Source organism: Parasphingomonas frigoris (assembly GCF_036663815.1).
GTDB lineage: Bacteria > Pseudomonadota > Alphaproteobacteria > Sphingomonadales > Sphingomonadaceae > Sphingomonas.
This window is the reverse complement of record NZ_JAXOJQ010000003.1, coordinates 649951-670959: the sequence shown is the minus strand read 5'-3', so window position 1 is coordinate 670959 and position 21009 is coordinate 649951. Positions and strand designations below refer to the sequence as shown.

At 66.0% G+C, this 21009-nt stretch carries 15 protein-coding genes and 1 tRNA gene; 10 read left to right on the top strand and 6 right to left on the bottom strand.

The window, feature by feature from the left end:
* Window positions 1-59: 59 nt before the first annotated feature.
* Window positions 60-2510: a beta-galactosidase gene (locus U1872_RS13535; RefSeq protein ID WP_332793415.1), complete on the bottom strand. Its 2451-nt coding sequence runs from the start codon at window positions 2508-2510 to the stop codon at window positions 60-62.
* A gap of 76 nt (window positions 2511-2586) precedes the next feature.
* Complete coding sequence (locus U1872_RS13530) at window positions 2587-3327, bottom strand: FadR/GntR family transcriptional regulator (RefSeq protein ID WP_332793414.1); 741 nt, start codon at window positions 3325-3327, stop codon at window positions 2587-2589.
* Between the two features lie 186 nt (window positions 3328-3513).
* On the opposite strand from U1872_RS13530, the gene U1872_RS13525 reads away from it, so the two are divergent.
* Both U1872_RS13525 and dgoD read left to right on the top strand, forming a co-directional pair.
* Complete coding sequence (locus U1872_RS13525; protein WP_332793413.1) at window positions 3514-6432, top strand: TonB-dependent receptor plug domain-containing protein; 2919 nt, start codon at window positions 3514-3516, stop codon at window positions 6430-6432.
* Between the two features lie 80 nt (window positions 6433-6512).
* On the top strand, window positions 6513-7700 hold the full coding sequence (dgoD, locus tag U1872_RS13520) for a galactonate dehydratase (RefSeq protein ID WP_332793412.1): 1188 nt from the start codon (window positions 6513-6515) through the stop codon (window positions 7698-7700).
* A gap of 391 nt (window positions 7701-8091) precedes the next feature.
* Here dgoD and U1872_RS13515 read toward each other — a convergent pair.
* A tRNA-Leu gene (locus U1872_RS13515) sits at window positions 8092-8178 on the bottom strand.
* Between the two features lie 110 nt (window positions 8179-8288).
* On the opposite strand from U1872_RS13515, the gene U1872_RS13510 reads away from it, so the two are divergent.
* From U1872_RS13510 to U1872_RS13475, 8 genes are all read left to right on the top strand, one after another.
* A complete protein-coding gene (locus U1872_RS13510; protein WP_332793411.1) occupies window positions 8289-9221 on the top strand; it encodes a complex I NDUFA9 subunit family protein in 933 nt (310 codons plus the stop codon).
* A 45-nt stretch (window positions 9222-9266) separates the two neighbouring features.
* Window positions 9267-10076: an undecaprenyl-diphosphate phosphatase gene (locus tag U1872_RS13505; RefSeq protein ID WP_332793410.1), complete on the top strand. Its 810-nt coding sequence runs from the start codon at window positions 9267-9269 to the stop codon at window positions 10074-10076.
* A 156-nt stretch (window positions 10077-10232) separates the two neighbouring features.
* Window positions 10233-11675 carry an NAD(P)-dependent oxidoreductase gene (locus U1872_RS13500; protein ID WP_332793409.1) on the top strand — a complete coding sequence of 481 codons (1443 nt, stop codon included), beginning with the start codon at window positions 10233-10235 and terminating at the stop codon, window positions 11673-11675.
* Window positions 11672-12427, top strand: coding sequence for a DUF2059 domain-containing protein (locus U1872_RS13495; protein WP_332793408.1), 756 nt, complete (start codon window positions 11672-11674; stop codon window positions 12425-12427). The genes U1872_RS13500 and U1872_RS13495 overlap by 4 nt, the downstream gene beginning before the upstream one ends.
* On the top strand, window positions 12424-16935 hold the full coding sequence (gene gltB, locus U1872_RS13490; RefSeq protein ID WP_332793407.1) for a glutamate synthase large subunit: 4512 nt from the start codon (window positions 12424-12426) through the stop codon (window positions 16933-16935). Before U1872_RS13495 ends, gltB begins: the two co-directional genes overlap by 4 nt.
* A gap of 110 nt (window positions 16936-17045) precedes the next feature.
* A complete protein-coding gene (locus tag U1872_RS13485) occupies window positions 17046-17486 on the top strand; it encodes a hypothetical protein (RefSeq protein WP_332793406.1) in 441 nt (146 codons plus the stop codon).
* Window positions 17487-17559: 73 nt separating this feature from the next.
* Window positions 17560-18231 carry a glutathione S-transferase family protein gene (locus U1872_RS13480; RefSeq protein ID WP_010185761.1) on the top strand — a complete coding sequence of 224 codons (672 nt, stop codon included), beginning with the start codon at window positions 17560-17562 and terminating at the stop codon, window positions 18229-18231.
* Window positions 18218-18565 (top strand): tRNA-binding protein, encoded by a 348-nt coding sequence (locus U1872_RS13475; protein WP_332793405.1) that lies wholly within the window; start codon window positions 18218-18220, stop codon window positions 18563-18565. Before U1872_RS13480 ends, U1872_RS13475 begins: the two co-directional genes overlap by 14 nt.
* Here U1872_RS13475 and U1872_RS13470 read toward each other — a convergent pair.
* From U1872_RS13470 to U1872_RS13460, 3 genes are read right to left on the bottom strand one after another with little or no spacing between them, the layout of a single operon-like run.
* Window positions 18557-19981 carry a hypothetical protein gene (locus U1872_RS13470; protein ID WP_332793404.1) on the bottom strand — a complete coding sequence of 475 codons (1425 nt, stop codon included), beginning with the start codon at window positions 19979-19981 and terminating at the stop codon, window positions 18557-18559. The two genes, U1872_RS13475 and U1872_RS13470, sit on opposite strands and share 9 nt — an antisense overlap.
* A 44-nt stretch (window positions 19982-20025) precedes the next feature.
* Complete coding sequence (locus tag U1872_RS13465; RefSeq protein WP_332793403.1) at window positions 20026-20541, bottom strand: DUF2306 domain-containing protein; 516 nt, start codon at window positions 20539-20541, stop codon at window positions 20026-20028.
* Window positions 20542-20567: 26 nt separating this feature from the next.
* Window positions 20568-20996, bottom strand: a complete 429-nt coding sequence (locus U1872_RS13460) for a hypothetical protein (RefSeq protein ID WP_332793402.1) — start codon at window positions 20994-20996, stop codon at window positions 20568-20570.
* Window positions 20997-21009 lie beyond the last annotated feature (13 nt).

Below are 21009 nucleotides of genomic sequence, written 5' to 3'. Positions count from 1 at the left end.
GGCGCCGGGCAGTCCTCGTCAGGGGCCCCGGGCGGTGCGATCTCAGCGTGCGTGCGGCATCATTGAGCGGCGGTCGCGACGGAAATCTCCAGCCGATAGCGCGGCTCGATCGCGGCGGTCAGCAGGTCGGCGCGCTGGCCATCCGGGCCCGGCTTGGGCCGGAGCGCCGCGTCGAGATAGATCGGCGCATCGCTGCGTAGCGGCAAGATCCGCAGCGATAGCGGCCCCGCACCCTGCGACAGGATCCGCTTGAGGCCGATGCGCCAGTTTCGCCCGTCGAAGAAGCGGTCGTCGACCAGCTCGGTGCCGCGATACAGCCGCCCAATATCGCCGACCCAGCCGAGCGAGAGCGTGGCGTCATCGAGCCCGGCAAGATCGGCATGCGGCAGGTCGAGCGACCAGCTTCCTGCGGTATTGGCGATGATTTCGGGATAGGGTTCGATCGCGGCCTTCGCATTGCCACCGAAGGCAATGGGGGGCGCCACGCCGGGGGCCCGCGTGCGCCGGAAGGTGACCGACATCGTCCGCAGGGGCGCCGTCGCCGTATAGCGCGTGAACATCCCGTCCATCCCCGCGCGCGCCAGCGCCAGAGTACCATGCGCGCCGCCGGGAAGCGCCGGCCACAGCGAAAGCGCAAAGTGCGGATCGCCCACCGAGGTCAAGGCGAGCCGCTGTCCGTCCTCGACCAGCTCGGCGCGGCTGAACAGGAGATGCTCTTTCCCGGCAAGACTTATGCGCGAAAGATGCCGCGACTGGTCCTGCGACAGCACGAGGATGCGGATCTGGACGCCGTCTTTCCCGGTGATGCGCAACACGGCATCGGTTCCCGGCCGTGTGACCGTGACGACGGTCGCATCGCCCACGTCCCGCGCCTGGCCGCCGCGGACCAGTGTCCCGCGCGCGAAGGCGAATTCGGGGACGATGCCGTCGGTCGCCGCGAAGACATGCACCGGCCCCTCGGCCGTATCGAGCCGCGTGACCGGCTGTGCCGATGCCCAGTCGAGCACGCTGCCTCCGAGATCGAGCCCGATCGGCCAGATGAAATAGGCGCCGCTCGGGATCGCGACGGGCAGCGACGGGAAGACGACGTCGCGCGATCCGAGCTTGACGGCGAATTGCGTCGGCGCCTGCGGTGCCATGCGATATTGACGCACATGGGTGTTGACGAACACGAAGGCCGAACTGCCCGCGGCGCGGACCGACCATCGCAGCGTCCGCAGATCGTCATTCCCGCTCGGTATGGCGGCGGGGCGGCGCACGGTCATGGGCGCCAGCAGCGCGCCATAGCTGTGCAGGAAGGCGTGGAACGGCCGCAGATAATCCACCACCGGATTGGCTTCGCCATATTCGCCGTAGGGCGCCTGGAAATCATATTCGATCGCAGGGAGATCGTTGAACCCGCCGATCGCGGTGCTCTCCTCGAGCGTCGTACCGTTCACCAGATTGCGACCGCCGTGATACATGTAGTATCCGTACAGGTTGACGCCCGAGCCCAATTGGACCGGCAGCATGGCCGCGATATCGTCGGGCTGGATCACCGGACGGCGGCGGTACATGGTCGGGACGCCCGCGCCATATTCGGCGCCTAGAAACGGGGTCTGGCGCGTATCGCGCTCCGCATCGCCCGATGCGCCCTGCGTCTGCGCACCGAGATTGCCGCTGACCCGGCTGTCGAAGCGGAAGGCATAGGTTTCCTTCGGCGGCAGTTTGTCAACCGTCGTCCCCCATGGCTCGTCGGGATAGCCCCCGAACACCGGCGTGACCGCGCGCGCGGGGTAGATCGTGCCGTCCCAACCGGTCACGGTGTAGAAGGGCACGTCGAAGCCGTGCTTGAGCGCGATCGCCTTGAGGTCGGCGATATGACGACGGCCCTCGAGCGCACCCGTCAGATTATACTCATTCTCCAGTTGCACGCCGATGATCGGGCCGCCGTCCTTCCACAACTCGCCCTGAAGCTGCCGGCCGATCTCGCCCCAATAGCGGTCGACGAACTGCAGATAGGTCGGGTCGCTGCCGCGCGTCGGTGTGGTGCGCACGACCCAGTCGGGGATGCCACCGAAGCGCGCCTCGCCATGCGCCCAGGGGCCGAGCCGGATCAGGACCTTGAGCCCGATCTCGTCCGCCAGTTTGACGAAGGCGCGGACGTCGCGATCGCCGCTCCAGTCGAACTGGCCCTGCGTGGCTTCATGGTAGTTCCAGAAGAGATAGGTCGCGACGATGTCGACGCCCGATGCCTTCATCTTCAGCAGTTCGGCGCGCCACTCGTCGCGCGGGAGACGCACGAAGTGGATCTCGCCCATCACCGGCAGCCAGGGACGGTGATTGAGCGTGAGATAGCGGTCGTTCACGTCGAGCGTATCGCCGCGCGGGGAGGTCGCGGTGCCGAGCTGCAGAAAGCCGGTCTTGACCGGATCGATCGGGGCACTCGCATCGGCCTGCACGACCTGTTGCGACACCGCGGGCGTCGCCAGCAACGCCAGCCACACAGGCGCCACGAACCGTTTCATCATTGCATCCTCCCGGTCGGCAACATTGGACCGACCTTGCCCTAAAGTCATACTTTATGCAGGGCCGTCAATGCCTATCCTAGCGAGCCGGATGGCCACCCGCCGCGAGCAGGAGATCAAGTGCGCCCTGGATGAGCGCATTCATCAACTGCCCCGCCGTGACCGGATCGCCTTCGACGATCGCCTTGGCGACGCGCTGATGATCGGAGGCGCTGGCACGCGCGACGCCGGCATAGGCGTTGGTCCGGCGAATGCTGAAGCGCAACGTTGTCTCGGACAGATCCGTGAACTGGCGGAGGAAGCGGTTGTTGCTGGCATTGAGCACGGCGGTGTGAAACGCGATGTCGGCCTCCAGCGCATCGTCCTCGCCTTTCTCGGCCGCGAACATCCGGCTGGTCGCCTGCATGATGTCGCGACGCTGTGCGCCGGACGCATAACTCGCCGCGAGCGATGCGGCGCGCGGTTCGATCGCCATGCGGATGTCGGTGAACTCGATCAGCAGATCGATCGAAAAATCGCGTTCCAGCAGCCATTTGAGGACGTCGGTGTCGAGCAAATTCCATTCGCTTTCGGGCTGAACCGCCGTGCCCGCGCGCTGCCGCGAGCGGACCAGGCCTTTGGCGGCCAACATCTTGACGGCTTCGCGAACGATCGATCGGCTCGCCCCATATTGGCGGGCGATCTCCGCCTCGACGGGAAAGGCGATCGATTCGGAATAATATTGCGTGACGATCGCGCGGCCGATCTCATGAACGATGTGCGCAGTGATCGTGCCGGTTTTTCGACCGGAAGCGTCGGGGCGTGGTGCGGTATCTATCAAAGGCGCTCTCGGTGGGTTCGGTCCTGTCCATCCGTTTACATGGCCGCGCGCGCGCGGGGTAGCGGTTTGCGACGCGGGCGGCAGACCGAAACGCAAAAACGCCCGCATTCCAAACAGACGGACTTGCGCCACGGATTATATTATCATACTTTTTAAGGAATAAGACGACTCGAGGGAGGGGACACCATGAAACTCGCGCTGCTCTGTGCCGCATCCGCCATTGCGCTTGCCGCTGGATCACCCGCAGCTGCCCAACAGGCTGAGGCGGCTCCACCGGCGATTGCAGCGCAGTCCGAGCAGGCGCCTGTCGGCGACATCGTCGTCACCGGATCGCGCCTGAAGAACGGCAACGGCCAGCCGACGCCCGTCACCATCGTGTCGGCCGAGCAATTGCAGGCGACGACGCCGACGAGCATTCCGGACGCGCTTGCCAAGCTGCCGGCCTTCAACGCCAATGGCAGCTCGCAGAATTCGGTCTCCTACTCGAACGGTCGCGGCTACAATTCGCCGGGTAATTTCCTCGATCTGCGCGGGCTGACGCCGATCCGCACGCTGATCCTGCAGGATGGCAACCGCGTCCCCGGCACCTTCTTCGACACCACCGTCGATACCAACACGCTGCCGCAGATGCTCATTCAGCGCGTCGAAACCGTCACCGGCGGCGCCTCGGCGGTCTATGGTTCGGATGCCGTCGCAGGTGTCGTGAACTTCATCACCGATACGAAGTTCACCGGTCTCAAAGGGCTCATCCAGGGCGGCGTTTCTGGCTATGGCGATGCCAAGCAGGTGCGCGGCGGTCTTGCGTTCGGCACGAAGGTCGGCGACCGCGGTCACTTCGAGGCGAGTGCCGAATATTACAGCCGGGACGGCGTTCATGACGACGCCGATCGGCCGCGCGGCAGCGACGGTTCGGTCGTTCTCGGCGCCGGAACGGCGGCCTCGCCTTACACGCTGGCGCTGAATGGACGGCAGAGCAACACCGCTCCGGGCGGCCTCGTCACGAGCGGCCCGATCGCCGGGCAGATGTTCAACAACAGCGGGCAGCTCGTCGCCTTCAACCCCGGCGCGCCCACCAATACCGCGAACGTCAGCATCGGCGGCGATGGCGGCTATACGCACAATCAATATGTGATCCCGGATTTCCGCAGCGCGCAGGCCTTTGCGCGGTTCGATTATGATTTCGGCGGCGGGATCGAGGGCTATGTCGAGGGACGCTATTCGTCGAACCGCGCCTTTGCGCGCAACCAGATCTATACCAACACCGATGGCAGCTATCCGATCACGATCTATAGCGGGAACGCCTTCCTGCCCGGCGCGCAACAGGCGGCGCTGACGGCGAGCGGGACGTCGAGCTTCAACCTCAATCGCTTTGACAATGATCTGATGAGCCAGCTCGGGCTGAAGACCGAGACCCGCGCCGATGCCTTCACGGCAGGGCTCAAGGGCAATCTGCTCGGCGATTTGAAATGGGATGCGCATTTCACGCATGGCGACACGCGCACCAAGAATACGACCGAAAACAACGTCAACACCGCCAATTTCTACGCTGCGCTCGACGCGGTGCGCGACCCGCGAAGCGGTACGGTCGTCTGCAACGTCAGCCTCTATGCGCCGAGCGCCTTTCCCGGATGCGCGCCGCTCAACGTGTTCGGTCAGGGCAACACCTCGCAGGCCGCGCGCGATTTCATTTTCGACGACACGTCGTGGACCGCGAAGAGCAAGCTCGAGGATGCCGGAGCGAACGTGACGGGAACGCTCTTCGAAAATTGGGCGGGGCCGGTCAAGGTCGCGCTCGGCGGCGAGTTCCGGCACGCATCACTCGACGTGACGACGACGACCCCCAATGACACGTTCAATCCCGCCAACCTGCGGCTCGGCGCCGCGGGCAACGCCGCCGCAGGCTCCTATCCCGGGGGAACGCTCGCCTATTTCAAGGAGGTCCAGGGCGCTGGCAGCGGGCAGGAGGACATTTACGAAGGCAGCGTCGAGGCGAACATTCCGCTCCTCAAGGACCTGCCGTTCGTACGCAACCTGTCGTTCAATGGCGCGTACCGCCACGCCTCTTATTCCGCATCGGGCAACAGCACCAAATCGTCCTTTTCTGCAGACACATGGAAGCTCGGACTTGAATGGAAAGTCTCGAGCGACCTCCGGCTGCGCGGCACCCGGTCGCGCGACTTCCGCGCACCGACGCTGTGGGATCTCTACCAGCAACAGGTGATAAGCGGATCGGGCATCAGCGACCCGCTCACCGGCGTGGCCGGGACCGTCAACACCGTCGGAGGCGGCAATCCGCGATTGCGGCCCGAGATCGCGTACAACACGACCGCCGGCATCGTCCTGACGCCGCAGGCGCTGCGCGGTTTCAGCGCCTCGTTCGACTATTTCAGCATCAAGGTGGAGGATGCGATCGGCGTCGTCTACGGCGACGATCCGACCATCCAGTCGCTATGCCTCGCATCGAACGGGTCCTCGCCCTATTGCAGCTATCTCGTCCGGCCGATCAGCTACAACAGCACGTCCCCGGCCAATTTCCCAACTTTGCGCTACGCGATCAATCAAAATCTGGCGCAGATCTCGACGCGCGGCTTCGATGTCGAACTGAATTATGCCAGCAACCTCGCCCCACTCGGTCTGCCGGGCAATCTTTCGACCCGACTGCTCTGGTCGCACCAGCCGGTCTATACGACGCAGGCCTTGCCCGGCTCTGCTGCCTACAACACCGCCGGTGCGATCGAATCGGGGTTGAGCGGCGTTCCGCGCGACAAGGTCAATCTGTTCGTCGATTATCAGACGGGTCCGTTCAGCTTCAATGTCCTGCAGCGCTTCATCTCTAAGGCAAAACAGTCCGCTGTACCGGGCACGGTCTATGCGATCCCGGACGTGCCGGCCTATTGGCAGACCGATCTCAACCTCAGCTATGACTGGAAGGTCGGCGGCGGCAAGGTCACGACCTTCCTCAACATCAGCAATCTGCTCGATACGCAGGGCGGCATCTTCCAGACGATCTATTCGGGCGGCAGCATCGGCTTGCGCTATCCGGCGCTGCCCTATGCCGATGTGATCGGTCGCTATTTCACATTGGGCGCGCGCTTCAAATTCTAACCGTCGATCCTGGCCGGGCAGCACGAGCCCGGCCAGGATCCGTCCCGCTGGACATGCGCAGTCTCGCATTGGAGGTATACTTGACGATATCGGACATCCAGCCATCGGTCGCGACGCACGCGCCCGATACGATCGGCTCGATGGAGTTCTTCGCCGTTCCGCCGCGCTGGGTCTTCGTCCGCATCGAGACGCGACAAGGGCTGGTCGGCTGGGGCGAGGCGACGCTCGAGGGGCATGCCGAGGCCGTGCTGGGCAGCCTCGACGCCGCGCGCGACCGGTTGATCGGCCACGATCCGGATCGCATCGAGGATGCGTGGCAGATGCTGCACCGGCTCGGTTTCTATCGTGGCGGCCCGGTCCTACTTTCGGCGATCGCCGGCATCGATCAGGCGCTTTGGGACATCAAGGGGCGCCGGCTCGGCGTTCCGGTCTATCAGTTGCTCGGTGGCCGCGTCCGCGACCGGATCGCGGTCTATTCGTGGATCGGCGGCGACCGTTCGGAAGATGTTGCGGCGGGTGCGGCGCTGCGGCGCGACCAGGGCTTTACCGCGGTCAAGATGAACGCGGTCGAAGCCATGGGCTGGCTCGAAAACCATCGGCAGATCGACTCACTCGTCGAGCGGATCGCGATGGTCAAGGCGTGCGGCATCGAGGTAGGCGTCGACTTCCACGGCCGGATGCACAAGCCGATGGCGCGCAGCGCGCTTCGCGCGATCGAAGCGGTCCGCCCGATGTTCGCCGAGGAAGTGTTGCTGGGCGAACATATCACCGCGCTTCAGCAACTCGCGCACCATACCAGCGTCCCGATCGCGATGGGCGAGCGGCTTTACAGCCGCTGGGATTTCCGGCCGTTTCTCGAAGCGGGCTGTCTCGACCTGATCCAGCCCGATCTGTCGCACGCCGGCGGTATCTCCGAAACACGCCGGATCGCCGCGATGGCGGAAACCTACGACGTCGGATTTGCCCCGCATTCGCCGATCGGTCCGCTTGCGCTGGCGTCGTGCCTGCACGTCGCGGCGGTCTCCCCCAATTTCGTCATCCAGGAGATGTCGCTGGGCATCCATTACAACGCAGCCGACCAGGATCTTGCGACATTGATCCGCAACCCGGAAGTCTTCGCGATCGAGGCGGGAACGCTGTCGATTCCGCAAACTCCCGGCCTCGGCATCGAGATAGACGAGGCCGCGGTGCGCATCGCCGCCAAGGCACCGCATCGCTGGCGCAACCCGGCATGGCGCGGGCCGGATGGCGCATTGCGGGAATGGTGATGGTTTGGCATCGCCGCTAACAGCCGAACGTTATTTCCTGTCAGCCGCTGTCAGCGCAAACGCTTTGATATCCGGCATCGACCGCATCGTTCTTATGCCGCTTAACGCACGGCTTCACATAGGCCCGGTGGAATCAGCCGGACCTCGAAGCCGTAGAGGCCGCCTGGGCCGCCAACTTTGTACGGACGCTCCCCGCCCTTTGCGGATCGACCTTCCAATGCCGTGAGAGCCATTTTGGTATCTCCTGGTACTGGTATCCGGAAGTACCAACACTGATGCCAACATCGGTCAGGGATGCAAGGACACACAGCGGGTCTTCCAGAGCCAGTCTATGGCAGAAAACCGCGGCTTTAAGCCTTTGGAGAAGCTGTGGTACCCCCTGAGGGGTACCTGGTGCCCGGAAGAGGACTCGAACCTCCACGCCCTTGCGAGCGCCAGCACCTGAAGCTGGTGCGTCTACCAATTCCGCCATCCGGGCACGGGGTAGGTCGCGGGCCTTAGGGGAGCGGAGTCGGCCTTGTCAACACAGGCGTTGCTCGGCAAAGGCTTGCGCGACGATTACCGACGGCTGGCACGAGGCGCGCACCCATGAAGAACACACTGATTACGCTGATCGGCGGCGGAGGGTTTCTCGGCCGCTATGTCGCGCAAAGCCTGCTCGAGAGCGGCGCGCGTGTGCGAATCGCACAGCGCGACCCGCGCCAGGCGTTTTTTCTCAAGACGCTCGGCGGCCTCGGGCAGATCCAGTTCGCTGCGACCGACATCACCAAGCCCGATTCGGTGGCGCGCGCGATCGCCGGGTCGGATGCGGTGGTGAACTTGGTCGGCATCCTCAGCGGCGATTTCCGCAAGGTCCAGGTCGAGGGCGCGCGGATCGTCGCGGAGGCCGCCGCACGCGCCGGTGTCGGCGCGCTGGTGCATGTCTCGGCGATCGGCGCCGATCCGCAGTCGGATTCGGCTTATGGTCGCTCGAAGGGCGACGGCGAGGCCGCAGTGCGCGCCGCCTTCCCGAGCGCGACGATCCTGCGGCCGTCGATCGTGTTCGGGCGCGAGGACCAGTTCGTCAATCGCTTCGCCGCGATGATCGCCAAGGCGCCGGTCGTGCCGGTGCTGCGGACCGGCACCAAATTCCAGCCGGTCTATGTCGGCGACGTCGCCGCATCCGTCGTCGCGGCGCTGGCCGATCGCGCGACCGCCGCGGGCAAGACGCTCGAGCTCGGCGGCCCCGACGTGCTGTCGATGGGCGGACTGATCCGCTGGATCGCCACCGCGACCAACCGCAGCCCCAAGCTGCTCGAACTGCCCGACGCGATCGGCGGCGCGATCGCATCGGTCGGCTTCCTGCCCGGCGCACCGATCACGCAGGACCAGTGGCGGATGCTGGCGCACGACAATGTCGTCTCGGGGAGCGACGGCCTGGCGCTGCTCGGCATCACCCCCACCCCGCTCGACGCGGTGGCGCCGGGCTGGCTGGTGCGCTACCGCAAGGGCGGACGCTTCGCGGTGCCGGCGGCGGCCTGATCGCCGGGCCGACACTGCCGGCGCGCCGTTTGAAGGGGGAATTTCGTGGGCGACATCATCAGCATCATCCTGCTCGGCATCGTCGAGGGGGTGACCGAATTCCTGCCCGTCTCCTCGACCGGGCATCTCATCCTGGCGACCAAGCTGCTCGGCTACGAAGCGTCGCGCTGGGAAGTGTTCAACATCGTGATCCAGCTCGGCGCGATCCTCGCGATCGTCGTGCTCTATTGGCGGACCTTCTGGGCGGTCGGCATGGGGCTGCTGCGGCTCAATCCGGTGTCGCTCCGCTTCGTGCGCAACATCCTCGTCGCCTTCACGCCGGCGGCGATCGTCGGGCTGGCGATTCACAAGCAGATCGAGGCGCTGCTCGGCAATGCGGTGGTGGTGTCGGTCGCGCTGGTGATCGGCGGGATCGCGATCATCGTCGTCGAGCGCCTCGCCCCCAAGGGCGACATTGCCGGCGTCGCCGACATCCCGCTGGCGAAGGTGGTCGGCATCGGCTGCCTGCAATGCCTCGCGATGGTGCCGGGCGTCAGCCGCTCGGGCGCGACGATCCTCGGCGCGCTGGCGCTCGGGGTGGAGCGGCGGACCGCGGCCGAGTTCAGCTTCTTCCTCGCCATCCCGACGATGCTCGGCGCGACGACGCTCGAACTGGTCAAGAACCGGCACGAATTGCTGAGCGGACAGGGCGTCGGGCTCGGCGCGATCGGGCTAGGCTTCATCGTCGCCTTCGTCGTCGCATTGCTGGTGGTGAAATGGTTCGTCGGCGTTGTGACGCGATTCGGGTTCGAGCCGTTTGCCTGGTATCGAATCGTCGCCGGGAGTGCGGCGCTGATCTGGCTGCTCTCGATTTAATACCGTTTCGGACCTATCATTGAAGGACAATCGACCGAACGTCTCGTGAGCGTAATCATATGCGATAAAGTAGGGTAGCATTGCTGACCTATATTGCGATTTCCTCATGACAATCATGAAAAGCAGCGATAGGTCCGCCTTCGAAAGGGTGTGCATATGGCTGACACGTCGCTGCTGAAGTTCGTCGATCGCGAGCAAGTCTACCCCGCCAAGCGCGAGCCCGAGCTTCGCGCCGAGGATTTTCGCGAGATCGCCGAGCGCTATGCCGTTCCCGATGCCGAAGAGCAGGCCGGGCGCTGCTCGCAATGCGGTGTGCCCTATTGCTCGGTGCATTGCCCGCTGCACAACCACATCCCCGACTGGCTGCGCCTGACCGCCGAGGGGCGGCTGCGCGAGGCCTATGAGCTGAGCAACGCGACCTCGACCATGCCCGAGATTTGCGGCCGGATCTGCCCGCAGGACCGGTTGTGCGAGGGCAATTGCGTGATCGAATTCTCCGGCCATGGCGCGGTGACGATCGGATCGGTCGAGAAGTTCATCACCGACACAGCCTGGGCCGAAGGGTGGGTCGAGCCGCTCGTCCCGGGTCGTGCCCGCGGACAATCGGTCGGCGTGATCGGCGCCGGCCCGGCCGGCTTGAGCGCCGCAGAATATTTGCGCGGCAACGGCTACGACGTCCATGTGTACGATCGCTACGACCGCGCCGGCGGGTTGCTGACCTATGGCATCCCGGGCTTCAAGCTCGAAAAGCCCGTCGTGATGCGCCGGGTCGAGCGGTTGAAGGCGGGCGGCATCGTCTTCCACGAAGGCTTCGAGGTCGGCCGCGACGCGACGATGGAAGAATTGCGCCGCCGCCATGACGCGGTGCTGATCGCGACCGGCGTCTATCGCGCGCGCGCGATCAAGGCGCCCGGAGTCGAGGCCGACGGCGTGGTCGATGCGCTCGCCTTCCTCACCGCCTCGAACCGCAAGGGCTTTGGCGACGCGGTGCCCGCGTTCGACGACGGCGGCCTCGATGCGCGCGGCAAGCATGTCGTCGTGATCGGCGGCGGCGATACCGCGATGGACTGCGTGCGCACCGCGATCCGCCAGGATGCCGCCTCGGTGAAGTGCCTCTACCGCCGCGACCGCGCCAACATGCCGGGCTCGCAGCGCGAGGTGACCAATGCCGAGGAGGAAGGCGTCGAGTTCGTCTGGCTCTCGGCGCCCGAAAGCTTCGTCGGCGACGGCGCGGTCAGCGGCGTCAAGGCGAGCGGCATGCGGCTCGGCGCGCCCGACGCGTCGGGCCGCCGCGCGCCCGAGATCGATCCCGAGGGCGGGTTCGACCTCGAAGCCAATCTCGTCATCAAGGCGCTCGGCTTCGACGCCGAGGATTTGCCCAAGCTGTTCGACGCACCCGAACTCGGCGTGACGCGCTGGGGCACGGTGCTGGTCGACAACAAGACGCTGATGACCTCGCTCGACGGCGTGTTCGCGGCGGGCGACATCGTCCGCGGGGCGAGCCTGGTCGTCTGGGCGATCCGCGACGGGCGGGATGTCGCGGCGAGCATGCACCGCTATCTCAAGGCGAAGGCGACGGCGGAGAGGAAGGCGGCATGAGATACGGTCGTATCGCAGCGGTTTCGGTAGCCCTGGCGGCGTCACCGGCCATTGCCCAAGGCGCGCCAACAGCCACAGTCCCGGCCGGCACGCAGGCCGCCGCCCCCGTCGATCCAGCCCGGTTGGCGGTCGCGCGTCGGGTGGCGGCACGGCTCCTGCCCCCCGGCATCTACAAGAAGCTCATGTCCACCTCGATGGACGCCATGATGGGGAGCTTTGGCGGGGCGATAAAGTCGATGCCGCTCGCCCAGCTCGCGCAGATCGGTGGCATGAACGCTGCGGAAGCGCAGAAGCTCGACAAGGTCGATCTCTCGGAGGTCATGGCGATCTACGACCCGCATTGGGAAGAGCGTCAGGAACTGACGATGCACGCGATGTTCGGCGCGATGGGCGACTTCTTCACGACAATGGAACCCGAGCTCCGCGAAGGGATGGCGACGGCGTATGCGAGCCGCTTCTCGCGTGACGAATTGGTAGATCTCGATCGCTATTTCGCGACGCCAACCGGCACCAAATATGCCGCATCCGCCACGACGATCATGACCGATCCTGCGGTCATGAATACGATGAAGGGTCTCATGCCCAAGATGATGCAGCAGATGCCGCATTTCCTTGAGGCCGCCAAGAAGGCGACTGCGGCGCTCCCGCCGCCGCGAAAGATAGAAGAGCTGAGCCCGACGGAAAAAGCGCGCCTGGCCAAGGCGCTGGGCACCAACGAGAGCAAGCTGCAGAACCCCAAGGGCACATCATGACCGACCAGCACGCCTATCTCGCCGAGCACGGCATGTACCGCCCCGAATTCGAAGGCGATGCCTGCGGCGTCGGCCTCGTCGCCGCGACCGACGGAACGCCATCGCGCCGAGTCGTCCAGTCGGCGATCGATGCGTTGAAGGCGGTGTGGCACCGCGGCGCGGTCGATGCCGACGGCAAGACCGGCGACGGCGCCGGGCTGCACATCGACCTGCCGCTCAAATTCTTCGACGATGCGATCGCCGCGTCGGGCCATCGCCCGCTCCCCAACCGCCTCGCGGTCGGCATGATCTTCCTGCCGCGCACCGATCTCGGCGCGCAGGAAGCGTGCCGCACGATCGTCGAGAGCATCATCATCGACGAGGGCTACACCATCTATGGCTGGCGCCAGGTGCCGGTCGACGTGTCGGTGATCGGCCAGAAGGGCTTGGCCACGCGCCCCGAGATCGAGCAGATCATGATCGCCGGGCCGCTGCCCGAGGATGCGAGCTACGCCGAGTTCGAGAAGAACCTCTATCTGGTGCGCCGCCGGATCGAGAAGCGCGTGATCGAGGCGCAGATCCAGGGCTTCTACATCTGTAGCCTGTCGTGCCGCTCGATCATCTACAAGGGGCTGTTCCTCGCCGAATCGCTGTCGATTTTCTACCCCGACCTGCGCGACACGCGCTTCGAGAGCCGCGTCGCGATCTTCCATCAGCGCTATTCGACCAACACCTTCCCGCAATGGTGGCTGGCGCAACCGTTCCGTACGCTCGCGCACAATGGCGAGATCAACACGATCCGCGGCAACAAGAACTGGATGCTCAGCCACGAGATCCGCATGGCGAGCCTCGCCTTCGGTGAGCATAGCGAAGACATCAAGCCGGTGATCCCGGCGGGCGCATCGGACACGGCAGCGCTCGACGCGGTGTTCGAGGCGATCTGCCGCTCGGGCCGCGATGCGCCGACCGCCAAGCTGATGCTCGTCCCCGAGGCGATGGCCGAGTCGATCGACATGCCCGCCGAACATCTGGCGATGTACCAGTATCTCGCGAGCGTGATGGAGCCGTGGGACGGCCCCGCAGCACTGGCGATGACCGACGGCCGCTGGGCGGTTGCCGGCATGGACCGCAACGCGCTGCGCCCGCTGCGCTATGTCCGCACGATCGATGGTTTGCTGATCGTCGGGTCGGAGAGCGGGATGGTCGTCGTTCCCGAATCGACCGTGATCGAGAAGGGTCGGCTCGGGCCGGGCCAGATGATCGCGATCGATCTCGACGAGGGCGTGCTGCTGCACGACCGCGCGGTGAAGGACCGGATCTCGGGCGAGCATGATTATGCCGCGATGATCGGCGAGTTCACCAGCATCGAAGACCTGCCGCTGCCCGGCGGCGATCCGGTCACGCGCTTCGACCGCGCCGATCTGACGCGGCGCCAGGTCGCTGCCGGCCAGACGCTCGAGGATATGGAGCTGATCCTCGCGCCGATGGTCGAGGGCGCCAAGGAAGCGATCGGCTCGATGGGCGACGATACCCCGCTCGCCGTCATCTCGGACAAGCCGCGGCTGATCAGCCAGTTCTTCCGGCAGAATTTCAGCCAGGTCACCAACCCGCCGATCGACCCATTGCGCGAACGTCATGTGATGTCGCTCAAGACGCGCTTCGGCAACCTCGCCAACATCCTCGACACCGAGGACCGGCGCGATGGCGTGCTCGTGCTCGAATCGCCAGTGCTCGACGGCGCGGCGTGGGCGAAGCTCAAGGCGCATTTCGGCAGCCAGGCGGCCGAGATCGACTGCACCTTCGAGGCCGGTGGCGGCCCCGAGACGCTGCGCGCCGCGATCGCGCGGATCCGCGCCGAGGCGGTCACCGCAGTGCGCCAGGGGCATAGCGAGCTGTTCCTGACCGATCGCAACATCGGCCCCGACCGGATCGGCATCGCCGGCGTGCTCGCGGCCGCGGCGGTCCACACGCATCTCGTGCGGATGGGCCTGCGCTCCTACGCCAGCATCAACGTCCAGACCGCCGAATGCCTCGATACGCATTATTATGCGGTGCTGATCGGCGTCGGCGCGACCACCGTCCACGCCTATCTCGCCGAGGCGTCGATCGCCGATCGCCATGCCCGCGGGCTGTTCGGCGAACTGAGCCTCGAGGAATGCCTCGCGCGGCATCGCCATGCGGTCGAGGAGGGTCTGCTCAAGATCATCTCGAAGATGGGGATCGCGGTGATCTCCTCTTATCGTGGCGGCTACAATTTCGAGGCGGTGGGCTTGAGCCGTGCGCTGGTCAACGATCTGTTCCCGGGGATGCCCGCGAAGATTTCGGGCGAGGGTTACGCCTCGCTCCATCTCAACGCGCAGCTGCGACATGACAAGGCGTTCGACGAGGGCGTCGCGACGCTGCCGATCGGCGGCTTCTATCGCCAGCGCCACACCGGCGAGACGCATGCCTATTCGGCGCAGCTGATGCACTTGCTGCAGAACTCGGTCGCGACCGACAGCTACTCGACCTATTTGCAATTCTCGCGCGGCGTGGAGGCGTTGCCGCCGGTCTATCTGCGCGACCTGCTGCAGTTCAACTTCCCCGCCGAGGGCGTGCCGGTCGATCAGGTCGAGGCGATCACCGAGATCCGCAAGCGCTTCGTGACGCCGGGCATGTCCTTGGGCGCGCTCTCCCCGGAGGCGCATGAGACGCTGGCGATCGCGATGAACCGGATCGGCGCCAAGGCGGTGTCGGGCGAAGGCGGCGAGGACAAGGCGCGCTACCAACCCTATGCGAACGGCGACAACGCCAACTCCGGCGTCAAGCAGATCGCGAGCGGCCGCTTCGGCGTGACGGCGGAATATCTCAACGCCTGCGACGAGATCGAAATCAAGGTCGCGCAGGGCGCCAAGCCCGGCGAGGGCGGGCAGCTGCCCGGCTTCAAGGTGACCGAGTTCATCGCCAAGCTGCGTCATGCGACGCCCGGCGTAACGCTGATCTCGCCGCCGCCGCATCACGACATCTATTCGATCGAGGATCTCGCGCAGCTCATCTACGACCTCAAGCAGATCAACCCGATCGCGCGGGTGTGCGTGAAGCTGGTCTCCTCGGCCGGGATCGGCACCGTCGCGGCGGGCGTCGCCAAGGCGCATGCCGACGTGATCCTGATCGCCGGCCATGTCGGCGGCACCGGCGCTTCCCCGCAGACCAGCATCAAATATGCCGGCACGCCGTGGGAAATGGGGCTGTCCGAGGTCAACCAGACGCTGACGCTCAACGGCCTGCGCGGTCGCATCAAGCTGCGGACCGATGGCGGGCTCAAGACCGGGCGCGACATCGTCATCGCCGCGATCCTCGGCGCCGAGGAATTCGGCATCGGCACGCTGTCGCTCGTCGCGATGGGCTGCATCATGGTGCGGCAGTGCCATTCGAACACCTGCCCGGTCGGCGTCTGCACGCAGGACGAGAAGCTCCGCGCCAAGTTCAGCGGCAGCCCTGAGAAGGTCATCAATTTGATGACCTTCATCGCCGAGGAAGTCCGCGACATCCTCGCCCGGCTCGGTTTCCGCAGCCTCGACGAAGTGATCGGCCGGACCGAACTCCTCCGCCAGGTCAGCCGTGGTGCCGAGCATCTCGACGATCTCGATCTCAACCCGATCCTCGCCAAGGTCGATGCGCCCGACGATCAGCGCCGCTTCAGCCTTACGGGTCGCCGCAACGAAGTGCCCGACAGCCTCGACGCGCAGATCATCAAGGATGCCGCGGCGGTGTTCAGCCGGCGCGAGAAGATGCAACTGACCTATTCGGTGCGCAACACGCACCGCGCGGTCGGTACGCGACTGTCGAGCGAGATCACGCGGACCTTCGGCATGTCGGCGCTCGCCGACGGGCATGTCCATGTCCGCTTGCGCGGCTCGGCCGGGCAGAGCCTCGGCGCGTTCCTGTGCAAGGGCATCACGCTCGAAGTGTTCGGCGATGCCAACGACTATGTCGGCAAGGGTCTGTCGGGCGGCATCATCGCGGTGCGCCCGGTGGTGAGCTCGCCGCTCGCATCGCAGGACAACACGATCATCGGCAACACCGTGCTGTACGGCGCAACCTCGGGCAGCCTGTATGCCGCAGGGCAAGCGGGCGAGCGCTTCGCGGTGCGCAATTCGGGCGCGACCGTCGTGGTCGAGGGCTGCGGCGCGAACGGGTGCGAATATATGACCGGCGGCACCGCGGTGGTGCTCGGCCCCGTCGGCGCGAACTTCGGCGCGGGGATGACCGGCGGGATGGCGTTCGTCTACGACGCCGACGGCAGCTTCGCACGCCGCGCCAACCCCGAGAACATCACCTGGAACCGGCTGTCGTCGCTGCATTGGGAAGCAGTGCTGCTCGGCCTCGTCCGCGCGCACCACGCCGCGACCGATTCGAAATGGTCGGGTGCGTTGCTCGACGATTGGGGGCGTGTGGTGGATCGCTTCTGGCAGGTGGTGCCGAAGGAAATGCTGACGCGGCTGAGCCATCCGCTCGACGATCGCGAGGAGCAGGTCGCGGCGGAATAAGCCCCCTTCCCGTCACCCCGGCCTCGTGCCGGGGTGACGAAGGAGGGTTGTCGACAAAACGCCCCGAATCGTGCTACCCGTCAAACTCGATCGGGGGCGTTCGAGGGTTGATGATGCGTGTGATTCTGCTCGGTTTGCTGGCCCTCGGCGTGGCCACCCCCGCTTTCGCCAATGACAGCGCGCCACCGCCGCGACCGCTGCCCGATGCAGCGCAGGTCGGCGCCTTGCTGTCGAGCCCGCTCGTCCAGGAAATCATCGCGACGACGGTCGATCAATATGCCGACGCGCTGCTCCAGACGCATGTTGGCCCGCTCGCCAAGCTCACCGACCAGCGCGCCAATATTCGCCCCGAGGATACGCTCGGCGATCTCGCCGCGCGCAGCCGCCCCGATTATCGCCGCGACCTCCACGCGCAGACGCGCAGCGCAGTCGCCGCCACCGGCCAGGCCGCACGCGACCTCGCCAGCCTAAGCGCCGAGCTCAAGCGCACCACCGAACGCCTGCGCGCCGCGATCGCGCTGACCCAGAGCGAAGTCGACGCGGTCCGCTGAGCCGCCGCTTTCGCGCGAGGACAATGTCGCGTGACGCCTTCCCCTCCCGGCTGGCGCGTTCTACCAAGCGGATATGTGGCAACTCTATCAATTCCCGCTCTGCCCGTTCTCACGTAAAGTCCGGCTGCTCCTTGGTGAAAAGGGGGTGGGGTGCGAGCTCGTGCGCGAAAATCCGTGGGAGCAGCGCGACGAATTCCTCGACATGAACCCCGCCGGCCAGGTGCCGGTGATGACCGATCCGCAGCGCGGCATCCGCCTGATGGATTCGATGGCGATCTGCGAATATCTCGAGGAGACGGTCGAGAAGAATGCGATGATCAACGGCACCGCGGTCAACCGCGCCGAGATCCGCCGGCTCGTCGCTTGGTTCGATTCGCAATTCTTCGCCGACATAGTCGCGCCCTTGCTCCACGAGCGGATGGAAAAGCGCCTCGTCACCAAGGAGCCGCCCGATTCGAAGCGGCTGCGCGATGCGATGAAGGCGGCGGTGCGCCATCTCGATTATACCGATTATCTGCTCGACCATCACAATTGGATGGCCGGCGCGACGATGAGCCTCGCCGATCTCGCCGCCGCCGCGCAGATCTCGGTCGCCGATTATCTCGGCGGGATCGACTGGCGCAACCACGAGCAGACCGCGAAATGGTATCGCGGCTTCAAGAGCCGCCCGAGCTTCCGTCCCCTGCTGTCCGAACGGATGGAGGGCATCATGGCGCCGAAACATTATGACGATGTCGATTTCTGAGCAGGTCACCTTCGACGATTTCCTTAAGCTCGACATCCGTGTCGGGACGATCGTCGAGGCATTGCCTTTCCCGCAGGCGCGCAAGCCCGCGTTCCGCCTGACGATCGATTTCGGCCCCGAGATCGGCATCAAGCGCTCCTCGGCGCAGATCACCGCGCGCTATACGCTCGAGCAGTTGCCCGGCCAGCAGGTCGCGGCAGTGGTCAACTTCCCGCCGCGTCAGATCGGCCCGATGATGTCCGAAGTGCTGACGCTCGGCTTTCCCGACGAGAAGGGCGAAGTCGTGCTCGTCCAGCCCAACTTGCCCATCCCCAACGGCGGCCGCTTATACTGAGCCCGCCCGCTCGGCGCGAATCGTCCACCACGCCAGCAGCCCGAGCATCGGCAGCGCGAAATCGAGATAGAGCGCGAAACCGCCCCACGGCTTCAGCCCCCAATAGAGGTTCGGCAGCGTGTTGAGCTTGCCGTGCGCGAACAGCCCGACGAAGTTGCGCGTCCATACCGGCGTCGCCATCTGCTCGGGCGCGAAGATGTCGGTCGCCGCGATGACGAGGTTGATCAGCATCGACACGCCGAGCAGCGCGATCGCCGCGATCTTCGCCGCGCGCCACCGCAGCCACGCCCAGGCCGGCGCCAGCCCGAGCGCGAGGAACGGGATCGCCGGTACCGAATGGCGCGGACCGGTCGAGGCGCCGCCATCCCAATAAGCGTAGGACGCATTGACCGACAGCACGATCGCGATGACGGCGACCGCGAGCAGCCCGAGATCGCGCGTCCGGCGCACGAGGATCAGGCGCCCCAGCCCGAGCAGCCCGAGCACGAGCACCGGCGCGACCCACAGCAGCCCGCGCCGCGTGCCGAGCGTGATCCCGAACAGCGCGTTCGGCTTGGGGTAGGTCAGCCCGAACAGCCCCTGGTTCATGCCGGCAAAACCGACCACGCCCTGATAGCCCGTCCGGAACGGCGTACCGAAGGCGAACTGGTTGTAGGCGAGCATCGGCAGCAGCGCGACGATCGCCGCCGCCACCGCGCAGCCATAGAGCCGCCGCCGCACCGGCCACGGCGCCATGCGGCTGCGCCACAGCGCCCATAACCCGATCGCGATGCCGCCGAGCGCTGCGGGAAATTCGATCGCCACCGCCCAGCCGAGCGCCGCGCCGGCCATCAGCGGATAGCGCAAGCGCCCGAATTCGCGATCGCCCGACGTCCCGCGCCAGATCGCCCAGGTCGCGATCAGCAACAGCGCGGCGACGGGCGCATGGCCAAACAGCGTCGTCGACCAGCCCCACGCGATCGAGCCGAGCGCATAGCCGAGCGCGGCGAACAGCCCCGCCGCCGGGCTGCCGGTGATCCCGGTGCCGAAATCGAGCAGCAGCACCGCCGCAAACGCCGTCAGCACCGCCGCCCCGCACGCCACCGCGAGCGCGAGCCGGACGCGCAGAAAATCGGCGAGCCGGGGATTGGTGATGTCGATCACCTGATCGTAGGAGCGCGCGCCCGTCACCCAGTTGGTCGCCGCCACCACCGGCACCGCCATCAGCGTCATGCCCGGCGCCTTGTCCATATAGTAATGCGTCACCGCGCCGTGGGTGAACTCCGCCTTGTCGATCGTCAGCGTCTGATAGCGGTCGATCGTCGGCTCGCCGCGCTCGACCAGCGACAACGCGCCGAACAGCCGGGTCGCATTGTTCGGGTTGAACTCGAACGAGCCGAACCACACGCACGACAGCCAGACGAGCGCGAACAGCAAAAGCGCGACCGCGTGCGGCCCGCGAACGGTCTTGGCGGCGGCGCTCAGGACAGCAGCCAGCGCCCGAGCAGCCGGAACGGCGGCAAGGTGAAGAAGCCGGCGATCAGCAAGGCGCCGGTGACCATGCCGCGCACCTGACGGCGATGCGACGCGATGCGGTGCGCCCGCGCGCTCAGCCAGATGAACGGCGCGGCGATCACGACATAGGCCGAGATGATATGGATGAAGCTGAACTGCCCGCCATTGGCGAAGCGCACGAAGAAGGATTCGACCGCGGTCAGGAACATCGCCGCGACCCACAGCTTGCCGAACGCACGGTGCGTCGCATCGCCGCGTGGCCGCAGCAGCATCACCGGGGTCAGCACGAGCGCGACGAGCACGGTGGCGAGATGCCCCCAGATGACCAGCGGGACCGCGCCCCACTGCGCATGGCCCTTGGCGAGCGCGACGAGGATTGCCGCCAGCAACAGGCTCGCACCGATCGCCAGCAGCTTTTCATAGGCATCGGCGCGCAGCGACGGGATCGCCTTGGCCGTGCGGTGCCCTGCCAGCGTCGTCATGCGATCCCCCCGCCCCGCTCAGGCGATCACGGCACCAGCGCTGCGTCGACCGCGCGCTGGTCGGCCTTGGCATCCTGCTTCTCGCGCTTGTAGAAGCGCCCGGCCTGCGCGAAGCAGCCCGAGGCGCCGCCTGGGCCGACGGTCGAGCAGCTGCCGATCCCGCTCGCGCCGACCCGGTCGTTCGACGCGCCCTTCGCCGCCCAGCTTTCATTCTCGGGCGTGACCTTCAATTCGCGCAATTCCTTGGGAATGCGGAACTGCTCGCCCGGCGCGCGGCGCACGCAGACGACGATCTCGTTACCGTTCGAATCGGTCGGGCACTTTTCCTTGCCGTAGATGACCAGCGGCGGCGCGCTAACGGCCTGCGCTGCCAGCGGCGCGGGTGCTCCGCCGAGCGCTGCGATGCCGCTCGCCATGACCGCCGCGAGCAGGGCCTTCGTCGTCAGGTTCTGCATGATCCTGTCTCCC

What these genes read in the sequence shown, in the direction of transcription:
- U1872_RS13510 (WP_332793411.1), top strand. Translation starts at nt 8,289, where the DNA reads ATGAAGAACACACTGATTACGCTGATCGGCGGCGGAGGGTTTCTCGGC.
- U1872_RS13485 (WP_332793406.1), top strand. Translation starts at nt 17,046, where the DNA reads ATGATGCGTGTGATTCTGCTCGGTTTGCTGGCCCTCGGCGTGGCCACC.
- U1872_RS13460 (WP_332793402.1), bottom strand. Translation starts at nt 20,996, where the DNA reads ATGCAGAACCTGACGACGAAGGCCCTGCTCGCGGCGGTCATGGCGAGC.
- U1872_RS13525 (WP_332793413.1), top strand. Translation starts at nt 3,514, where the DNA reads ATGAAACTCGCGCTGCTCTGTGCCGCATCCGCCATTGCGCTTGCCGCT.
- gltB (WP_332793407.1), top strand. Translation starts at nt 12,424, where the DNA reads ATGACCGACCAGCACGCCTATCTCGCCGAGCACGGCATGTACCGCCCC.
- U1872_RS13500 (WP_332793409.1), top strand. Translation starts at nt 10,233, where the DNA reads ATGGCTGACACGTCGCTGCTGAAGTTCGTCGATCGCGAGCAAGTCTAC.
- U1872_RS13475 (WP_332793405.1), top strand. Translation starts at nt 18,218, where the DNA reads ATGTCGATTTCTGAGCAGGTCACCTTCGACGATTTCCTTAAGCTCGAC.
- U1872_RS13480 (WP_010185761.1), top strand. Translation starts at nt 17,560, where the DNA reads ATGTGGCAACTCTATCAATTCCCGCTCTGCCCGTTCTCACGTAAAGTC.
- U1872_RS13465 (WP_332793403.1), bottom strand. Translation starts at nt 20,541, where the DNA reads ATGACGACGCTGGCAGGGCACCGCACGGCCAAGGCGATCCCGTCGCTG.
- U1872_RS13495 (WP_332793408.1), top strand. Translation starts at nt 11,672, where the DNA reads ATGAGATACGGTCGTATCGCAGCGGTTTCGGTAGCCCTGGCGGCGTCA.
- U1872_RS13535 (WP_332793415.1), bottom strand. Translation starts at nt 2,510, where the DNA reads ATGATGAAACGGTTCGTGGCGCCTGTGTGGCTGGCGTTGCTGGCGACG.